Source organism: Pseudoalteromonas sp. SA25 (genome assembly GCF_011378705.1).
GTDB classification, from domain to species: Bacteria; Pseudomonadota; Gammaproteobacteria; order Enterobacterales; family Alteromonadaceae; genus Pseudoalteromonas; species Pseudoalteromonas arctica.
Window position 1 is genome coordinate 65596 of the sequence record NZ_WTKV01000006.1, and the last position, 17978, is coordinate 83573.

At 38.0% G+C, this 17978-nt stretch carries 18 protein-coding genes; 7 read left to right on the forward strand and 11 right to left on the reverse strand.

Annotated elements, in window-relative coordinates; translation table 11 throughout:
- Positions 1-11 precede the first annotated feature (11 nt).
- The 4 genes from GQR45_RS06620 (at position 12) to rluF (ending at position 5075) form a co-directional block, all read left to right on the forward strand.
- Positions 12-1547 (forward strand): glycogen/starch synthase, encoded by a 1536-nt coding sequence (locus GQR45_RS06620; protein WP_165725552.1) that lies wholly within the window; start codon positions 12-14, stop codon positions 1545-1547.
- 89 nt (positions 1548-1636) lie between these two features.
- Positions 1637-2851: an HDOD domain-containing protein gene (locus tag GQR45_RS06625; RefSeq protein WP_165725473.1), complete on the forward strand. Its 1215-nt coding sequence runs from the start codon at positions 1637-1639 to the stop codon at positions 2849-2851.
- A gap of 29 nt (positions 2852-2880) precedes the next feature.
- On the forward strand, positions 2881-3951 hold the full coding sequence (locus tag GQR45_RS06630) for a DUF418 domain-containing protein (RefSeq protein WP_165725553.1): 1071 nt from the start codon (positions 2881-2883) through the stop codon (positions 3949-3951).
- An 86-nt stretch (positions 3952-4037) separates the two neighbouring features.
- Positions 4038-5075 carry a 23S rRNA pseudouridine(2604) synthase RluF gene (gene rluF / locus GQR45_RS06635; RefSeq protein WP_033012488.1) on the forward strand — a complete coding sequence of 346 codons (1038 nt, stop codon included), beginning with the start codon at positions 4038-4040 and terminating at the stop codon, positions 5073-5075.
- 22 nt (positions 5076-5097) lie between these two features.
- On the opposite strand, the gene GQR45_RS06640 is transcribed toward rluF, so the two are convergent.
- The 3 genes from GQR45_RS06640 to GQR45_RS06650 form a co-directional block, all read right to left on the reverse strand.
- On the reverse strand, positions 5098-5682 hold the full coding sequence (locus GQR45_RS06640; protein ID WP_165725474.1) for a hypothetical protein: 585 nt from the start codon (positions 5680-5682) through the stop codon (positions 5098-5100).
- 59 nt (positions 5683-5741) lie between these two features.
- Positions 5742-5999, reverse strand: coding sequence for a MetJ regulator of methionine regulon (locus tag GQR45_RS06645; protein WP_165725475.1), 258 nt, complete (start codon positions 5997-5999; stop codon positions 5742-5744).
- A gap of 92 nt (positions 6000-6091) precedes the next feature.
- Entirely contained in the window at positions 6092-6832 is a 741-nt protein-coding gene (locus tag GQR45_RS06650; RefSeq protein ID WP_149603664.1) for an antibiotic biosynthesis monooxygenase, read from the reverse strand.
- A 344-nt stretch (positions 6833-7176) separates the two neighbouring features.
- Between GQR45_RS06650 and GQR45_RS06655 the strand changes: the two genes are divergently transcribed.
- Entirely contained in the window at positions 7177-7509 is a 333-nt protein-coding gene (locus tag GQR45_RS06655; RefSeq protein WP_010552992.1) for a PBPRA1643 family SWIM/SEC-C metal-binding motif protein, read from the forward strand.
- Between the two features lie 110 nt (positions 7510-7619).
- On the opposite strand, the gene GQR45_RS06660 is transcribed toward GQR45_RS06655, so the two are convergent.
- Positions 7620-10688, reverse strand: a complete 3069-nt coding sequence (locus tag GQR45_RS06660; RefSeq protein ID WP_165725476.1) for an efflux RND transporter permease subunit — start codon at positions 10686-10688, stop codon at positions 7620-7622.
- Between the two features lie 2 nt (positions 10689-10690).
- On the reverse strand, positions 10691-11773 hold the full coding sequence (locus GQR45_RS06665) for an efflux RND transporter periplasmic adaptor subunit (RefSeq protein ID WP_165725477.1): 1083 nt from the start codon (positions 11771-11773) through the stop codon (positions 10691-10693).
- A 122-nt stretch (positions 11774-11895) separates the two neighbouring features.
- On the opposite strand from GQR45_RS06665, the gene GQR45_RS06670 reads away from it, so the two are divergent.
- Together GQR45_RS06670 and GQR45_RS06675 are read left to right on the forward strand one after the other, a co-directional pair.
- Entirely contained in the window at positions 11896-12798 is a 903-nt protein-coding gene (locus GQR45_RS06670) for a LysR family transcriptional regulator (protein WP_165725478.1), read from the forward strand.
- A complete protein-coding gene (locus GQR45_RS06675) occupies positions 12788-13093 on the forward strand; it encodes an MGMT family protein (protein WP_165725479.1) in 306 nt (101 codons plus the stop codon). The genes GQR45_RS06670 and GQR45_RS06675 overlap by 11 nt, the downstream gene beginning before the upstream one ends.
- 240 nt (positions 13094-13333) lie before the next feature.
- Here the strand turns inward: GQR45_RS06675 and GQR45_RS06680 are convergent, their stop codons facing one another.
- The 6 genes from GQR45_RS06680 to GQR45_RS06705 form a co-directional block, all read right to left on the reverse strand.
- The gene (locus tag GQR45_RS06680; RefSeq protein ID WP_165725480.1) at positions 13334-14140 is read right to left on the reverse strand and encodes a hypothetical protein; all 807 of its coding nucleotides are present in this window, start codon (positions 14138-14140) and stop codon (positions 13334-13336) included.
- An 81-nt stretch (positions 14141-14221) separates the two neighbouring features.
- Complete coding sequence (locus GQR45_RS06685) at positions 14222-15022, reverse strand: DnaJ domain-containing protein (protein WP_165725481.1); 801 nt, start codon at positions 15020-15022, stop codon at positions 14222-14224.
- A 516-nt stretch (positions 15023-15538) separates the two neighbouring features.
- On the reverse strand, positions 15539-16270 hold the full coding sequence (locus GQR45_RS06690; RefSeq protein WP_165725482.1) for a MauE/DoxX family redox-associated membrane protein: 732 nt from the start codon (positions 16268-16270) through the stop codon (positions 15539-15541).
- A gap of 24 nt (positions 16271-16294) precedes the next feature.
- Positions 16295-16807: a DUF305 domain-containing protein gene (locus tag GQR45_RS06695; RefSeq protein ID WP_165725483.1), complete on the reverse strand. Its 513-nt coding sequence runs from the start codon at positions 16805-16807 to the stop codon at positions 16295-16297.
- Between the two features lie 133 nt (positions 16808-16940).
- Positions 16941-17459, reverse strand: a complete 519-nt coding sequence (locus GQR45_RS06700) for a DUF411 domain-containing protein (RefSeq protein WP_165725484.1) — start codon at positions 17457-17459, stop codon at positions 16941-16943.
- 10 nt (positions 17460-17469) lie between these two features.
- Positions 17470-17958: a nuclear transport factor 2 family protein gene (locus tag GQR45_RS06705; RefSeq protein WP_165725485.1), complete on the reverse strand. Its 489-nt coding sequence runs from the start codon at positions 17956-17958 to the stop codon at positions 17470-17472.
- Between the last annotated feature and the right edge of the window lie 20 nt (positions 17959-17978).

Here is a 17978-nt window from a genome sequence, read left to right on the forward strand (position 1 = left end):
GTAGTAAATTAATGCATGTATTAATGGTTGCAGCAGAAAATGACGCGTTACCAGGCGCAAAAGTAGGCGGTGTGGCAGATGTAGTACGCGATGCCCCAAGGGCGCTCGCAAAGCAAGGTATAACGGTTGACGTTGTTATTCCTGACTACGGGTTTGAGCCGCTTGAGCGTATTTATATAGGTGAAGTAACCGTTGCATTTAATGCTCAACCCCATGTATTAACAGTTTTTCAAGTACAACAAGCCCAAAATAACGTAAGCCAAATTGTTATTAGCCACCCGCTATTTAGTGAATCAGGCAGTGTATATTGTAACGATGCACCGGGGAGGCCTTTTGCAACTGATGCGACAAAATTTGCTTTATTTAATGCAGCTGTCTGCGAAGCATTATTACAAGGTGTATTAAAGCGCCCTACAGCGCTACATTTGCATGATTGGCACAGCGCCTGCGTTGCAGTTTTACTTAAGTTTGAGCCACGTTATAGCTCACTTAATACCTTACCCATTGCCTACACAGTGCATAATATTGCACTGCAAGGTATAAGACCTTTTAAACACGACGACTCAAGCTTAGAGGCATGGTTTCCGTCACTTAGTTATAATGGCCAGCAACTATGCGACCCGCGTTACCCTCATTGCTTTAATCCTATGCGCAGTGCAATAAATCTTTGCGATAAAATACATGTTGTATCACCAACCTACAGCCAAGAGGTTCTTGAACCTAGTAATTACGAGCATGGTTTTTTTGGTGGCGAAGGGCTTGAGCAAGATCTGCAAAATGCAGCAAGCCAAGGTAAGCTTGTCGGTATTTTAAATGGCTGCGAATATCCAAGCAATGCACTTGAAGGCGCAACTCTCGCTGATTTTTATAGCCAAGCAGAGAACACTTTATTTACTTGGATGGCATATAGCGAGCAGTTACAAAGCGGCTACTATATTGCCCACCAACGACTACAGCAATTTAAAGCAACGGTTAATAATGGCCCATTAATCACAAGCGTTGGCCGACTTACAGAGCAAAAAGTGTTGTTATTGTGCCAGCAGGTTAATGAGGCTTTAGCTATTGATAAAGTGTGCCAAGTCATTAATGAATATAACGGCAGACTTATTATTCTAGGCTCGGGTGATAAAGAGCTCGAAAGCATATTTACCAAAGCAATGGCGCGTAATTCTAATCTTTTATTTTTGAAGGGCTATGGTCAAGGTGTTGGCGATTTAATGTATCAACTAGGTGACTTATTCTTAATGCCAAGTTCGTTTGAACCTTGTGGTATTAGCCAAATGCTAGCAATGCGTGCGGGGCAACCCTGTTTAGTTCACAGTGTTGGCGGATTAAAAGATACAGTTAAACACCACGAAAATGGTTTTAGCTTTAATGGAGATACGTTAGTAACGCAAACGAGTAATTTAATTAGCTGTTTAGACGAAACTCTCTTAATTAAAAAGCAAAATCCTAAAAAGTGGCATAAAATTAAGCACAGCGCAGAGCAAATGCGTTTTTCGTGGCCACAAGTGGCAACTGATTATATAACAACCTTATACCGGTAAATCGTTGCTGTACTTTAAAGTTTAGTGACAAATGTACCTGCTTAGGGTTTAATTACTTAGTATTATATAAAAACTAAGAAGTAGGTAATGTGTCTGTATTTGTTGCAAGGCAAGCAATATTCAATCGAAGTAAAAAAGTAGTAGCCTATGAGCTACTTTTTCGTGATAGTCCAAAAAATTATTTTCCAGATATTGCAGAAGGCCAAGCAACAGCAAGGCTTATTATGGAAAATCAATTAAATTTAGGTACACGCCATATTACATCAGGCAAAAAAGCACTTATTAATATAGGACCTGAATCATTAAAACTCGATTTATGTGCTTTCCTACCTTGCCAAGACGTTGTGATTGAGTTACTCGAAACCATAGAACCCACCGACGATAACTATGAACTATGCCGAGGTTTATTTCATAGTAACTACAAACTCGCACTCGATGACTTTGTATATAAACCACAGTGGGATCGTTTTTTAAAGCTTGTGAAGCTCATTAAATTTGATATTGCAATTACACCTCTTAGCGAAATACAGCCAATAATTAATAAGTTACAAGCGCATAAACAAATAAAAATACTAGCCGAAAAAATAGAAACACAAGAAGACTATAAGCTCGCCTTTGATATGGGGTTTGATTATTTTCAAGGCTATTTTTTTGCAAAACCTACCATGATCAAACAAAATGACATTGATTATAATTATGGTTTAGTCGTCGCTATTTACGCCGAAATAATGAAAAACAGTCCAGATATAAAAGCTATATCTGGACTGTTTGAGCTTGATGCTGCACTTGCATATAAATTACTGCGTTTAATTAACAGCGGTGTTTTTCCTATACAAAGCCAAATATCGTCATTAAAGCAAGCGCTTGTGTATTTAGGCCATGAACGCCTTAAAAAGTTTGTGAGCCTTATTGTTACTGCTCATACAGCGGGTAAAAAGCCTGCAGAGCTAATGCAAGTGTGTGTTGTACGTGCTCGTTTTTGTGAGTTGTTAGCAAAAAAGGTTAATAAGAGCCAGTCAGGCGAAGCATTTTTAACTGGGTTATTTTCACTGCTAGATGCAATCCTTGATCAACCAATGAGCTTACTTGTTGAAAAACTACCTTTCCCTGATGAAATAAAAACGGCATTATTAGGGGATAAAAACACACTTTATTATATTTTAAACGTTGTTAAAGCATACGAAACAGGAAGCTGGTGGGCACTTGAACAAGCTGTACTTTTGCTAAATATAGACAGTGCTATACTTCCTCCACTTTACCAGCAGTCAGTCGATTGGGCTGACAGTTATAAGAATAATATTTAACGGATACAGCTTTAATGCGCAATTATAATATGGACTTTATTCGCGGCGTTGCCGTGCTTGGCCTAGTTTACATGAATGCTTACGCCTTCGGCCTTTTTGAATACGGGTATACCTCTTTAACTAATCCTCCTGTTAGCGACTCAATTATTCACACCTTTAGCAGTTTGTTTGTAGACGGGCGTTTTAGAACACTGTTTAGTTTGCTTTTTGGTGCCGGGCTTTATATTCAGTGGCAACGTTATAAGTCTGAATTGCAGTTAAAAAGCAGGCTCTATTGGTTAATCCTCTTTGGTTTAGCGCATGGTTTTTTACTTTGGGCAGGTGATATTTTATTTGTTTACGGTGTATCTGGCTGGTTTGTTATTAAATATTTAGAGAGTGATAGCGCTGTTCTTTTAAAAAGAGGACTTGAGTTTATTTTGTTATCGGGTGTAGCTACTGTGCTTATTGTATCTAGCGTACCCGATGAAGTGATTTACCGCGATTCAGCACAGTTTATAGATTTATATAACCCACACTATATTGATTACTTTATTAGTAACCTCGCCATGAACACATTGATGCTTGTTATGGTGCCAATAATGACAATGTGGATGTGCGTGGGCCTTATGCTCATTGGCATTTATTTATATAAACAAGGCGTTTTTAGTAAAGGCTTAACGACTCAGCAATTAATAGTTTGCGGTGCAATGCCCCTTGTTTTTTGTGGAATCAGGCTTTATGCATCACAGCTTAATGGCAGCTTAGGATATGGGGTGCAAGAATTTGTAAATATGTTTGCGGCCCTAGGTATGGCTACGCTGTATATTCATTTAATTGTTAAATTTTGCAATAACAGCGCACACGTCGGCACGCTTATTCAACAAGCAGGGCGCTTAGCATTTACTTTATATATTAGCCAAACACTCATACAACTGTTGTTATATAAAGTGCTATTTACCCACTGGGTGCTCAGTTTTGATCGTATTGACTACTGGTTAGTTGCAACGGCATTAGTTGCGCTGCAGCTTATATTTACCTTTTTATACAGTCGCTATTTTAATCAAGGTCCGCTTGAATGTGTATGGCGTAAATTAACTAAAGTAAAAATTAGTGCTTAAACGCCTATAAATAGTAAATTAGGGGCGAAAAAATAGTGTGGGTGGTTTACACTACTCGCCTTAAAAATTACTACGCTATAAGTGCCATGACCGAATTAAAACGTTTAAATAAATTTATTAGTGAAACAGGATTTTGTTCACGCCGCGAAGCCGATAAATATATTGAGCAAGGTCGTGTCAGCGTTAATGGCTACTCACCAGAAATGGGCGTAAAAGTAGCCGCTACCGATGTTGTATTAATTGATGGTAAGCCGCTTAAAGCCACGCCAAAGCGCGTTTACATTGCCTACAATAAACCCGTTGGTATAACGTGTACTACCGAAAGTAAAATTCAAAGTAATATTATTCGCGCGGTAAATTATCCTACGCGTATATTCCCAATAGGGCGCTTAGATAGACCGTCTGAAGGGCTTATATTTTTAACTAACGAAGGCGATATCGTTAATAAAATTTTACGTGCGGGCAATAATCACGAAAAAGAATACGTTGTTACGGTAGATAAACCGCTTAATCGTCAGTTTGTTACAAAAATGGCGAATGGCGTGCCTATTTTAGATACCGTTACTAAAGAATGTAAAGTAACGCAAAGTGGCCCCAAAGAATTTAAAATAGTACTTACTCAAGGTTTAAACCGTCAAATACGCCGCATGTGTGAATACTTAGGCTACGAAGTTGTAACCTTAAAACGTACGCGCATAATGAACGTAACACTTAAAGGTTTAAAAGTAGGGCAGTGGCGTCACTTGTCAGATATTGAAATGGCGCAAATAAACGATTCGATTTCTGATTCTGGCAAAACCCAAGAGCACTCGCTTGATACTAATAAGCAATCAGAAAATAATGCACCTTTAGCACCTAAAAAACGTGATTTTCAGGGCGAAAACCCACGACGCTTTAATAATGGTGATCGAAATAATGAGCGTAGTACTGAGCGAAATACAAATCGTAACTCTGAGCGCAGCAACGCTAACACAGAGCGCAAAAATGAGCGCAGTAATACTCCTTACCAAAAGCGTTCTACAACGTATGTGGGTAAGCCAAAAAGCATTAAAGAGAACAAGTCGTCTAATGCTAAATCAGACTCAAAACCAAGCTCGGACCGCATTCTCAGTCTAAAAAAATAATGTGCAGCTAAGTGGTATTCTACTACCACTGTATTTCTTGTACTATATGACCAAGTGGGCTTTTAACGCCCACTAAGTTTACGTTGTTATTTCGTAAACCCACCAATCTACCTTTATCTAAATACCATCTAAAAGTGTGCTTTTTATAGCTTTTTAAATCTAGTACAGTCAGTTTTGCGCAACTGTATTCATAATCAGTTGGACAAGTACCTACTTCGAGTAACTGATATTCTTGCTGCCATATATTATCGCTGTATTTATTAGCCAGTAACTTTACTGAAATACATACTGACGTCCACAACCATAAGTAAATTAAAATAGGTAAACCGATTGGTATAAATACTGAACGGAATTTCCCGTGCTCAACAATATAATCTTTAACCGTATGTTTAAATTCAAAGTTATTATTGTATTTTTTATATAGGTGCTTAAATAAAGCAACCGATAACACGATCGTCATTATTGGAAATAACGTAAATGTTAAAGTGTCGTATATACCGTTGGGGATAAAAGCGGGATCGGCTTGTTCATCCCATGCAAGTAAAACCAGTGGAGGTGCTGTTACTAAAAGTAATAAGGCGCTGTTGAATAGTTGTTTAAAGGTCACAGGGGATTCACTTATAAAATGCTGCTTGTATAAAGCCCAAATTAGCGCTTAATGTTTAGCTATTGAATGCTAAAGCCAATATAAAATAAGAGTATACCTAAATAAATTGCAATCGCCGATAATGCGTTTTTAGAGCGCAGGCGTTTAGCTATATCGCGTGTGCCATCAACCATACCGGAAATAACCAGTAGTATGCCCCCTGTAAAACGGTAGTTGTTTAAGTTCACGTTACCACTATCGTCAGTTATAAAGCGTAAATAACCAAAAAGTATAAAAAGACTGCCTGCTATTAGTACTGCAATTTTAAAGTTTTCCAAGGCTTTTCCATAATATTGAGTTAGATATTAAAACGCCACTGAGTCTAGTCAGTGGCATTTAACTATATTACGAATTTAGTATTTATCCATATTTACTTTGCAAAACCACCTAGAGGCTTTAATAGAAGTGGTGACAGTGCAGCATGTTTATCGGTTAGTTCTTTAGGTAAATCACCCAAATGAACCATACGTGTTGGTGTTGCTGCAGCAATCCAGCGCTCTGCATGATCATCCCAGTTTTGGATGTGTATGTGCGAGGCTTCTAAATCTCTAAAGCGCTCATAAACCATAATATCGCCATCGTCAGACATGTAATATTGGTAATTTAGTGTACCAGGCTCTGTTTTTGCACGTTCTACTTGTGAATTCATTACTTCACGAAAGGCATCTAACTGGCCAGGGTTTAGCTTGGCTTCAACAATCCAGCCAAAATTATCAAATGTCGTATCACCGTTTTTGTTAATTTGACTCGTTTGTTCTTCTTCGCGAGAAAAGCCACCAAATGGTTTTAGCCAAAGAGGGCTTAAAGCCGCATGACGCTCACGAACATCATCAGGTAATTCGCCTAAATGCACCATGCGTGTAGGTGCAGCAGCCGCCATCCAACGTGCTGAATGATCGTCCCAATTTTCAATATGTTCGTGTGAAGAGTCTGCATCAGCAAAGCGTTCGTAAACTAAAACATCGCCAGCATCAGACATATAATATTGATAATTTTTAGTGCCAACTTCATTAAGTGCGCGATTAACTTGTGAATTCATCACCGCTTTAAAGTTTTCAAGTTCACCAGCATTAAGTTTAGCTTCTACTATCCATCCAAAATTTTTAAACATGACTTTCTCTACTTAAATAAATTGCCTCTGTATAAGTGAGGCTAAAAAGTTAAAGGCAATTTCTATCGCCCTAGTTAGCATACCTATCGCTTAATTGGTAAGTGCTTAGATAACGAAGCTAAGTGTACAGAGTATTTAAATATTGATAATAGTCGCATTTATTTAATCAGTTTATAGTAAATATATATAATAGTGGTTAGCCTATTTTGCAGGCCATTTAAATTTTTAAGTTAAAATTGCTTTATAGACGTGTTGTTAAGCTATTTACAAGTACACTTAGTTATATGAAGGGTAAGCTGTTAAGATGCGCCGTCTTAATAATGTAGAAAGGTTATAGAAGTAACATGTCAAAATTTTTCTTTATGGGTAAGCCCGACATAATGGGTAAAAATAACAGTAATGGATTTGCGCCAAATCGTACCGCAAAGGTAGGCACAGAGTTGCACCCGTTAACGCTAATTGTAAACTCAGCTGAACGACAATCAGAAATAGAAGCAATACTAGAAGAGCATTCGCTGTTTGCTTCAATTGAAGTTAAAGCAGACGTACCAGAAGATATTCGCGAACTAGACTTTGCGCTTAGCAAGTCAACACCACAAGTATTTGATAAAGTACCAGAGCGTAACGCACCTTGTGTATGTGGTAGCGGCAAAAAATATAAAAAGTGTTGCGGTTAGTTTCTTAACAACTAAATATGTAGCCTTTCTTTTTTAATCGGTATTAAATAAAAATGCCACAGGATTTTGAGCCTGTGGCATTTTTTAATGTTAACCAATTATATGTTTAACTACTTACGTGGCTCGTAATCAATTCTAAATATAACCGTGTACAGTACCGGCACTACAATTAGAGTCAAAATTGTAGCAAAGCCCAAACCAAACATAATAGTGACCGCCATTGACTGAAAAAACACGTCAAATAGCAGCGGGATCATACCCAAAATAGTGGTTATAGCTGCCATTGCAACCGGTCGTACACGGCTCACACCAGAGTCAAACACGGCTTCATAGGGCGATTTACCTTCCCTTAATTCAAGATTTATTTGATCAACTAATACAATACCGTTTTTAATTAGCATACCGCTTAAGCTTAACAAACCAAGTAGCCCCATAAAGCTAAACGGCGCATTCATCGCTAACAAGCCGGCGCTTACACCAATAATAGCCAACGGCACAGTTGCCCAAATAACAAGTGGCTGTTTAAGTGAGTTAAAAAGTAATACGGTTACTGCAAACATAGCTAAATAACCCAGCGGTAATGAGCCAAATATTGCTTTTTGCGCCTTGCTTGATGACTCAAACTCGCCGCCCCATTCTAGTTGGTAACCACGTGGTAGTTCCATGTTCTCTATTGGGCCGCGAATACGCGCAAATAATTTAGCGGGCGTTTCGTCTCCTAATACATTGTGATCGGCCATTACTGTAATAGTACGTTTGCGATCGCGGCGCATTATTAGGCTGTCTTCCCACTGCACATCAAATTCGTCTACAACTTGAGTCACTGGAACAAATACACCAAGAACTGGGCTGTATATTTGAAGGTCGTGTACGCTTTCTACGTTTAAGCGCTCGTTAGCAGGAGAGCGAGCAATAATGGGTAGCAATTGCGTACCATCGCGATATACGCCCACTTGTTTACCCGATAAGCTCGTTAGTAATACATTGTCTAAGTCTGATTTACTAATACCTAATCGACGTGCTTTTTGCTCGTTAAATTGCGGGCGAATCATTTTGGTACGTGCGCGCCAGTCATCACGAATATTATATGCACCATCGTCGCTACCAATCAATTCTTCGGCTGTAGCAGCGAGTTGTCTTAAAATAACAGGATCAGGGCCCGAAAAACGTGCTTCTATTTTTGCATCAGTAGAGGGGCCAATTTCCATCGGTTTAATTTTAAGCTGTGCAGAGAGTGCATGATTGCTTGAGTAATCACGCACTGTTTGCATTACAGTTGCTACGGCTTCTCTGTCGGCAACACGAATAATTAATTGCCCGTACGCGGGATATGATTTTTCTGGCGCGTAGGTAAGCATAAAGCGCGGTGCACCTTGGCCTGTTGTACTTGTTACTTCTTCAACAAGGTCTTCTTTTTGCAAAAACTCTTCGAGCTTTTTAACGCCCTCAAGGGTTGATCGAATATCAGAGCCTTGCTCTTGCCAATAATCTACATAAAACATAGGTGTATTAGAGGCAGGAAAAAACGACTGTTTTACAGAGCCAAAACCAACAACCGCCGTACACAGTAAAACAACCATTAATATAAGCGTGGTTTTTCTAAAGTGCAGCGCTAAATCTAAAATCGCTTTGTAACCGTTAAAAATAAAACCTTTGTATGGGTCTTCATCTTCTTGGCCTTCTTCGTTTTTAAATTCGTTTTCTTTAAACATTAAATTGGCAAAAAATGGCGTTAGCGTAATGGCTGTTATCCAGCTTAATAAAAGCGAAATAAACAACACCCAAAACAAGCTACCGGCAAATTCACCACTGGCATCAGAGCTTAAACCAATTGGCGCAAAGGCAGTGACTGCAATTACTGTTGCACCTAGTAAAGGCCATTTTGTTTGCTCAACAATATTAACAGCCGCTTTGAGTTTTGTTTGGCCACGTTTGAGGTTTATCAGTATGCCTTCAGTGACGACTATTGCGTTATCAACCAGCATACCAAGAGCAATAATAAGTGCCCCAAGCGATATGCGTTGCAAGTCGATGGCAAACAACTTCATAAATATAAACGTACCCAGTACAGTAAGCAGTAAAATACCACCAATTAAAATGCCGCTTTTTAAACCCATAAATAACAGCAGTACAACAATAACAATCGCAATGGCTTCAAGTAAGCTGATAATAAAACCATCAACCGATTTTTGAACCTCTTGTGGTTGGTTGTATACCGAATTTATGTGAATACCATGAGGGCGTTGATATTCAAGTGATGCTAAATGCTCGTCTATGTTTTTACCCACATCAACCACGTTAACACCCGACATAAACGACACGCCAATAAGTAAAGCTTGCTGAGAGTTATAACGAATAATGTTATTTGGTACTTCTGCGTACTCTCTGTAAACCTTTGCTACATCGCCTAAGTAAATAAGCTCATTGGCACCTGATTTTGAAATTAATAAGGTTTCGAGCTCTTTTACATCTTTAAATTCGCCAGTAGGATGTAAGCGAATTGATTCATCGCCCACGCGAATTTTACCCGCGTTAGATACCGTGTTTTGCGATTGCAATAACTGGAATATATGGCTTGGCGCAATACCTAATTGAGCAAGTTTACGCGTAGAAACTTCAACCATTACTTGCGCTTGTTGTTCACCCGCTATTGTTACTTTACTTACGCCTTTAACCAATACCAGTTCACGTTTTAAAAAATCGACGTAATCTTTAAGCTCGTCATACGAATAACCATCGCCGGTTACCGAGTACATAACACCGTAAACATCGGCAAAGTCGTCCAAAATAGTGCTTGGGTAAACACCACTGGGTAATGACGGAGAAAGGTCGTTAATTTTACGACGCATTTCATCCCAAATTTGGCGAAGCTGTTCTTTACGATAATTGCTTTTCATTTCTACAGAAATCTGTGATTTACCGTTAGATGAAATAGACGTAACGTAGTCAACATAAGGCAATTGCTGAATCGCGTTTTCAATCGGAAAAGTGACTTCTTCTTCAACTTGCTGCGGCGAAGCGCCAGGGTACATGGTAATAACCATGGCTTTTTTAAGCGTAAACTCAGGGTCTTCTAGTTGCCCTAAATCAAAGTACGACACACTACCGCCAATTAATAGCAGCAGTGTAAACATCCAACTGATTACTTTTTTCTCTATGGAGAGTTGTGCAAAGCTCATAATTATAAGCCTCGCTCTTTATTCCATGCTCTTACTTTCATGCCTTCTTTTAGTGAATGCACACCGGCTGAAACCACAATTTGGCCTTCTTCAATACCACTTAATACTTCAATACCATCGCGGTGCAACTGGCCAACCTTTACAGCTTGTTTATGCACTTGGCTAGTTTTTGAATCAAAAAGCCATACGTAGGCGTTATCTTCAATTGATTCTTGCGGCTCAGAGAACACCGACTCGATTGGTAAGATTGTATAAGCAACTTGCGAGCGCGTTACTTTACTTAAATCAATAAGCACGCTACCCGTCATACCGGCTAGTAAATTAAAGTCCTCAGGTACTGGTAGCGAAAATACAACTTTATAAGTAAGTGTTGCTGGATCTGCTTGGGTATCCCACTCTTTAATATCAAGTATGTATTCTTTGTCGTCAAAGCCATCAAACTTTACAGTAGGGTGGTAATCGGTGCCTTTTTTAAAGCGAGCGACTATTTTTTCAGGAACCTGAATTTCTACGTCCATTAAATCGCGTGTTTCTAAGCGTAATATATTTTGCTTTGCTTGAATATTTTCAAAGTTTTTAACAAACACCTTAGCGACCGTGCCTGAAAATGGTGCGCGTAGTTCACTGTATTCAAGGTTCGTTTGTGCAATTCTAAATGCAGATTCAGCAATTTGCATATTAGCAGTGGCTTGATCTAATTCTGATTGGCTGGTGATTTTTTTCTCAAACAATTGCTCAATACGGCCAAGTTGTGACTTTGCCAATTCAAAGCGTGCTTTACGTTCGTCAAACTGTAATTGAAAATCTTCTGGATCCAGTTTTGCTAATAAATCACCTTTTTCAACATGTTCACCAGCGAGAACCGGAAACTTAATAAGTTCGCCGTTTACCCTAAAAGCAAGGTACGAGCCTTGGTTTGCAACAACTTCAGCAGGAAAACTACGAATGTTAATTTGCGTATCATGACCTATGTTGAATAATTTAACAGGGCGAATAGGCTCTTCTTTAACTTGTTGTTCTGGCTCAGAACAGGCTATTAAGCTAAGTAAGGTCGTTGTTAATAAACATAGACGAAAGAGTTTCATGTCTTCTCCGTTGCAATGATGGCAAAATAATTAAGTGCAGCATACGCTGCAAACATATAAAATAAAAATCATTAAATTTTAGAAACTCAATAAGTTTTATTTATGATGTTGCAGGGAGGTATATGAAGCTGAATCAATTAATAATTTTAGATGCCATAGTGCAAAGCGCAAGCTTAAGCGGAGCAGCACTAAAGCTACATAAAACGCAGCCAGCGCTTACACTCGCCATTAAAAACTTAGAAGCCAAAATAGGATTTGAGTTACTAGACAGAAGTAAGTACCGATTACAGCTTACTGAAAAAGGGCGTGTTTTTCACCGCGAAGCGCAGCAACTACTGCATGCCAACGACGAGCTAGCACAGCTCGCTAAAGAATTGGCATTAGGTAATGAACCCCAATTTAGAGTTTGTTACGAACAACTTTGTCATATGCAGAGTTATAACGAGATCATAAGTAATACTTTTAGGTTATTTACCAGTACAGAATTTAGCTTAACAAGCGGGAAGCGCTTTATTTCATTAGAGCAAGTAAACAGTGGGCAAGCCGAATTAGGTATTGGCCCGTGGTTTGATTTATTTCATGCGACAGGCGATTTAGAAAGCGTACCCATAGGCAGGCTCGATATTGGTATTGTGAGCGCTAAAGGCGTACTCCCTCAAAAACTCACCTATAGCGAACTGCAAACGTATCCGTGTTTAGCCATGTTTGAAAGTGACTTGAGTATCGACAGCGACAGGCTATCGTACTCAAAAGGCTCCGCCATGATGAAAATTGATGATGTATCGACCCTAAAATCGTTTTTACTCTCAGGCGCGGGTTGGGCAATGATGAGCCTAGAGCACTGCGACCCTGAAATAAAAGCAGGCTTACTTCAAGAAATACACATCACTGACCGAGAGCATAAATTTAGCGCGCAAATTAGAGCTTTTAGGCAGCATGCAATGCACCACGGCCCTGTAGCGCGTACTATCTGGGAGCAATTTAAAACTCTTAGTGAGGAATATTCTAACAACAATGGATATTGATAAAGAAACACTTATTTATACTGTTATCGCAGGCATACCAGTAGGCAAAGTAGCAAGTTACGGGCAAGTTGCAGCTCTTGCGGGCTATCCGCAAAACTCACGGTTGGTCGGGCGCTTATTAAAAATGATGCCAAACGACTCGGTTATACCTTGGCACAGGGTAGTGAATAGCCAAGGTAAAATATCATTCCCTGAAGGTAGCGAAAAATATCAAGAACAACGCGAAAAGTTATTATCAGAAGGCGTACTGTTTAAAAGCGACAAAGTAAATATGCGCGAGTGCAGGTGGGAGTGATATGACTATTATTGGCAGGTAAGTGCCATAGCTGACCTCTAGGCGTGAATTGATACTCTGTTGGGTGGCGCCTTCGGCTTAAGCAATCTACCTTTTGACGTAGGTCGGATAAGTGGCTTCGCCATGCCATCCGACACAGTAAAATACCTTGCCAATTATTATCAATATTTTATGTTGTCGACTGGCTGGAGAGTGCCAATTGCGGACTGACGTGGCCTTAGACTCTTGTTAGCACTCTATTCAAATACCAAACTGTTTAACAACTTCATCAAATGCATACAACTCTTGCTTAGTTACACTTTTTATCTTATTAGTTCGACTAACTGAGCCGAAATGTACAGTACTATTTCTTAGCTTATTGACCTCTTTAAAACACTGAGTACTAAAGACTAAATTTTTATCTAATTTTAGAAGTTCAACATAATTAACAAGTTTTCCAAGCCCTAAACCATTATCTTTATCTAAAAGTGATTTTTTCACATCATTTTCTATTAAAAGTTGGTACAAAATTGCTTCACAGATAACACCAGCTAATATCGCACAAGTGTTATATTGTTCATGCTTGTAATTAAACCTAAACTGCTCATAAAAACCTTTTACATAATTTTTAAAAGGACTTTCAATCGGAATCTCGCATTTAACATCACCAATAATTTTGTTTTTTGGTAACGGGATTGGCGTATTAAGCAAAATTTTCCTAGGGATTCTTCTGATTACACCGCCAACAGCAACTTCATTCCAGAAATTATGTAAGGACTCATGAGTAAAAAACCACTGCAAATACTCTGCACTGATCCCACTTTCAACTCCAATTTCAGATATTACAAATGGTATAAATCCAAACTTTGCTAACTTTGCTAACTTTGGTTTATCCAACCGTTTGAAAATTAGAGAACCATGAACAGCAGGAACTAAAGTTAAAGTCCCCTTTGGGATTTCTGTATCACCTCGAGGGATATCATTGATCAGTGTTGAAAGTAGTTTAGTTTTACTGCCTTTGAAATTTTTATTAACAAGCCCTCGCAGATTTTTAACTAAACTTTCCATTGGAACTCCCCTTGAGTGCTAACGCCCATATTAACGGGCTAAAATACGATCGAAGCGAGAAGCTCACTGTTTTTAGTCCTGTTAAATTGGGTTGTTATGTCCATTCGGCATAAATAAACTAGGTTTAAAGCTTTTATTTAAAAGATAATTTTTATCTTGGTTAGGCTTTAATACTCCGTCAATCTCAACAAGCCTTACTAAAGAATGCTCAATAGATTTTTGAAGAGTAATATTTAGCATGTCATCAGAAGAACGTCTATGACCATTATAACTCCCAAAAAAATCATTTTCAGAAAACTCAGACAAATCTGTATAATCTAAAATTCGAGCTAACTCTTTCGCACATTTACTTTTGTCCGAAAGGTTTTCTATATGATCATCAACTCTATTTTTTATATTTGTACAAGAGAACTGACAAAAAGCAGCAATAGCCCCTAAGCTAAAAGCGACCATACCAAATGCTTCTTTAATATTAGGGTCTATGGCCACGGGTAATAAATTGGTTTTGATTAAAGCTAATACACCAGAAAAAAGCCCCATAACTAATGTTATATCTCTCATCATTCGAACTTGAGATGTGCATTTTCTCTTAATTTTATCAACCAACAAATTTGTTTTAATATTTTCTTGTTGAACTACTAGCGCTCTATTTGCAACTTCTAAAGCATTAGAGGTTTCTATTATTAACAATGATGTCCCTGATTTTGCTGCTTGCTTCGCCATCTCATAAGCTTTATTTAAAGCTTTTTGCTCTTCAGTCTGCCCATCAGGTTTATCTGGATGTTCCTGATGAGATAATTTTCTATAGGCCGCTTTAACCTCTTCTTCAGAAGAATCAATTGGGATATTTAATTTTTTAAAGGAATCCATTAATGTTGACATACTCACCACACCTCCTTATGAACATAACAGCTTATTGAGCACCATTTCGGTGGTTTATAACACACCAAAACGGCATATCTTATATACTCTGATAGTTTCACCAATAATTACCCTTGTAAACAAGTAATTAGAATAGTGAGAGGTTAAGTTTGTTACTTTGCATCAAAATGACGGTTAATAATGTTATTGGGAAAAATTAGGAACCTACTCATCAAGACAAGAATAACTTTAACTTTTTCAGTGTCCGGTTATCGCTCTAAGCGGACTAGAAAAAATTTCACAAAATTTATTAATTAAATTTAGATTAGATCTATTTAAGATAAAGTTAGAGGGCTAGTGCTTTTTTAAATCATGCAATTGATAAAAAACTTTAGTCTCGTTGTAACTTCAAGATACCTTAGTGAAGCCAGAGCAAATTGATGGGGTTTTAAGTTCAGGTAGAACCAGACTCAACTACTGAGTCTGGTTCGTGCTATAAATAAGCTCGTCATCATATTTTTAAATTAAAGCTGTTATTTACCTAACAAACATCCAAATACCGGCAGCTATCATAAATAAGTTTTCTGTTAGGGAGATAAACCCTAGTGGTACGTTACTGTCACCGCCTACACACGCACATTTTAACTCTCGTTTATCTATATAGACTGCTTTTATCACTGAAACAGCACCAACCCCACCTATGAATAATGAAATAGGGGCAATAATATAGGCTGGTAATCCGGCTATCATTCCAATGCCAACAAATGCTTCTAAAAATGGGTAAACATAAGCGTACCTGACTATTTTCATAGCGACTAAGTCATAGGTTATAAATGAATTAGTAAAGCTAAATAAGTCTTGAAGCTTTTGTATTGCTAACACTGCCATTGTTAGGGCTACAAACAGTTCAGCGGTTTGCATTGATAATAAGCTATTAGCCGATGCAAAACTAAATGCCACACTAAGCAAAAAACTAACCGAAAAAATCGCAATCACGGGCGTGTAAGTTGTACCTTCTTGGGCTGCTTGTGGCTTATTAAAGTAATTACGTAAATCGTCGTAGCCACCTATACGTTTATTATCAATAAATGTTTGAGGTGTAGTTTCTACACTGTGTTGTTTTTTTAATTCATCTGTTTGCTCTCGAGAAGTTAAAAGCTGATCATCAACTGTATATCCCTCTCGCTCTAGTAGGTCTTTTGATTTTAAACCAAACGGACAAATATGCTCATCTGTTGCCATTCTAAAAAGCTGGGCTGATTTACTCATGCTTTACTCCTTATGTTATGCGGTTTATTTATTTGAATTGAAATCTGGAACAGCTCTTAATTGTGCTTGAGCATTGGTTTGTGTAATGCCGTTTTGCTCTATATCTTTTAGGAGCCATTGCATTTCTTTTATTTCTCGCTCTTGGGCTTCAATTATATTTGTAGCTAGCTTTTGAACGCGTTTATCTTTGATTTTTGCCCTGTCACTGGTGAGTATGGCAATTGAATGATGTGGGATCATCGCCGACATCCATGAGCTATCATCAACAGTCGCTTGTGAGCGAACTAAAAATAAACTACCTGCAAATACGGCAACACTAGCAATGAGTACTGTTATATTTTTCTTTTTATCTTTATACATATTAAGCATGAAAAGTAGCATTATCACTGCCATCGTGGCTCCCATATAAAGCGCCATATAAGTACGAGTTTCACTAAAATAAACATGACTAAGTTGATAGGTGTTCAAATACATCAATACAAACATGGTTATTGTGGATGTTGCTATCATTAAAAAAAATTTTGAATAGTGTGACATTGTATTGCTCCTTAAAAGTTTTGTATTTTGTTTTTACACGTGAGTAATATTTACACTATTAAGCTCACAAATCAGTGTTTCCTGTTGTGTAAAATGGGTATTTAACAATTAACTCAAGAATTATGCCGTTAGGCTAAAATTGCTCGCTGGATTTACTTATGTATCTGTAGGTTTCTTCATTTGAGTTGTCAGTGAGTAGTTCAATATTATATTTGTGAAATATACCCTCCATTTCCATTCCGGGAGTGCCAATAGGCATGGCTGGTACACTTAAGCCTGTAATGTGCGGAGCGTGTTGCCCAGATAAAAACTGTTTTATATGTTTAGCGGGAACATGACCTTCAAATACAAATCCATCGGCTGACACGGCTGTATGGCATGAGCGCATATTAGGTTTTATTTGATACTGAGATTTAATCGACCCCATGTCATTAACGTTAATTGCTTTTGTTTGAATATTGTTTTCACTCAAATGAGCAATCCACTTATTACAACATCCACAATTTTTACTTTTATAAACGGTAAGCTCAATTTCAGGTTTTTCTGAATTTTCATAGATTATTGATGTTTTATGCTGTTTTTCGATACTCATTGTAGAAAATGACATAGTTAATGATAAAAAAAACGCTGAGGTAATGTAGATTACTCGCATTGTTAACTCCTTAATTAGACCAGTGAATATGAGTGATTTTCCAACCTTTATCGGTGTTTTTTAATGTGATTGATTCCATTCCCGTAGACTTAATATCTTTCCCTTTATACTTTCCTTGAGTTTTACTTCTTGAAATTGAGTAAGCTATGTTTCCATTTGTGTGAACTTGATGCTCTAGCAGTTCACTATCAACTGCACTTAAGAATTTCATATCCGCTATCATATGATGGTTCGCGTATTCATCTGCAGAACGCTCAACAATTCCGCCTTCAAAAATGACGACATCGTCGGCCAGTAATTTACGGGCACCTTTGGCATCGCCTTGTTTTAGGGATGCATGAAATAAGCTAACTGCCTTTGCAGCTTCGCTATCAACATTAACAAAGACCCAGCCTTTTTTTGTGTGCTCTTCATGGATGTGTGCGTTCACAGCAAAAGAACTAACAGCGCTAAAAATTAGTAGCAATAAAATTTTTAAATTAGAGGATTTAATTAACATACATTTTCCTTTTTTATTAA

Bases quoted from the DNA above. Each gene is read 5' to 3' on its own strand.
- GQR45_RS06620 (WP_165725552.1), top strand. From the start codon at position 12: ATGCATGTATTAATGGTTGCAGCAGAAAATGACGCGTTACCAGGCGCA.
- GQR45_RS06630 (WP_165725553.1), top strand. From the start codon at position 2,881: ATGGACTTTATTCGCGGCGTTGCCGTGCTTGGCCTAGTTTACATGAAT.
- rluF (WP_033012488.1), top strand. From the start codon at position 4,038: ATGACCGAATTAAAACGTTTAAATAAATTTATTAGTGAAACAGGATTT.
- GQR45_RS06650 (WP_149603664.1), bottom strand. From the start codon at position 6,832: ATGTTTAAAAATTTTGGATGGATAGTAGAAGCTAAACTTAATGCTGGT.
- GQR45_RS06655 (WP_010552992.1), top strand. From the start codon at position 7,177: ATGTCAAAATTTTTCTTTATGGGTAAGCCCGACATAATGGGTAAAAAT.
- GQR45_RS06660 (WP_165725476.1), bottom strand. From the start codon at position 10,688: ATGAGCTTTGCACAACTCTCCATAGAGAAAAAAGTAATCAGTTGGATG.
- GQR45_RS06665 (WP_165725477.1), bottom strand. From the start codon at position 11,773: ATGAAACTCTTTCGTCTATGTTTATTAACAACGACCTTACTTAGCTTA.
- GQR45_RS06670 (WP_165725478.1), top strand. From the start codon at position 11,896: ATGAAGCTGAATCAATTAATAATTTTAGATGCCATAGTGCAAAGCGCA.
- GQR45_RS06675 (WP_165725479.1), top strand. From the start codon at position 12,788: ATGGATATTGATAAAGAAACACTTATTTATACTGTTATCGCAGGCATA.
- GQR45_RS06680 (WP_165725480.1), bottom strand. From the start codon at position 14,140: ATGGAAAGTTTAGTTAAAAATCTGCGAGGGCTTGTTAATAAAAATTTC.
- GQR45_RS06685 (WP_165725481.1), bottom strand. From the start codon at position 15,022: ATGTCAACATTAATGGATTCCTTTAAAAAATTAAATATCCCAATTGAT.
- GQR45_RS06690 (WP_165725482.1), bottom strand. From the start codon at position 16,270: ATGAGTAAATCAGCCCAGCTTTTTAGAATGGCAACAGATGAGCATATT.
- GQR45_RS06695 (WP_165725483.1), bottom strand. From the start codon at position 16,807: ATGTCACACTATTCAAAATTTTTTTTAATGATAGCAACATCCACAATA.
- GQR45_RS06700 (WP_165725484.1), bottom strand. From the start codon at position 17,459: ATGCGAGTAATCTACATTACCTCAGCGTTTTTTTTATCATTAACTATG.
- GQR45_RS06705 (WP_165725485.1), bottom strand. From the start codon at position 17,958: ATGTTAATTAAATCCTCTAATTTAAAAATTTTATTGCTACTAATTTTT.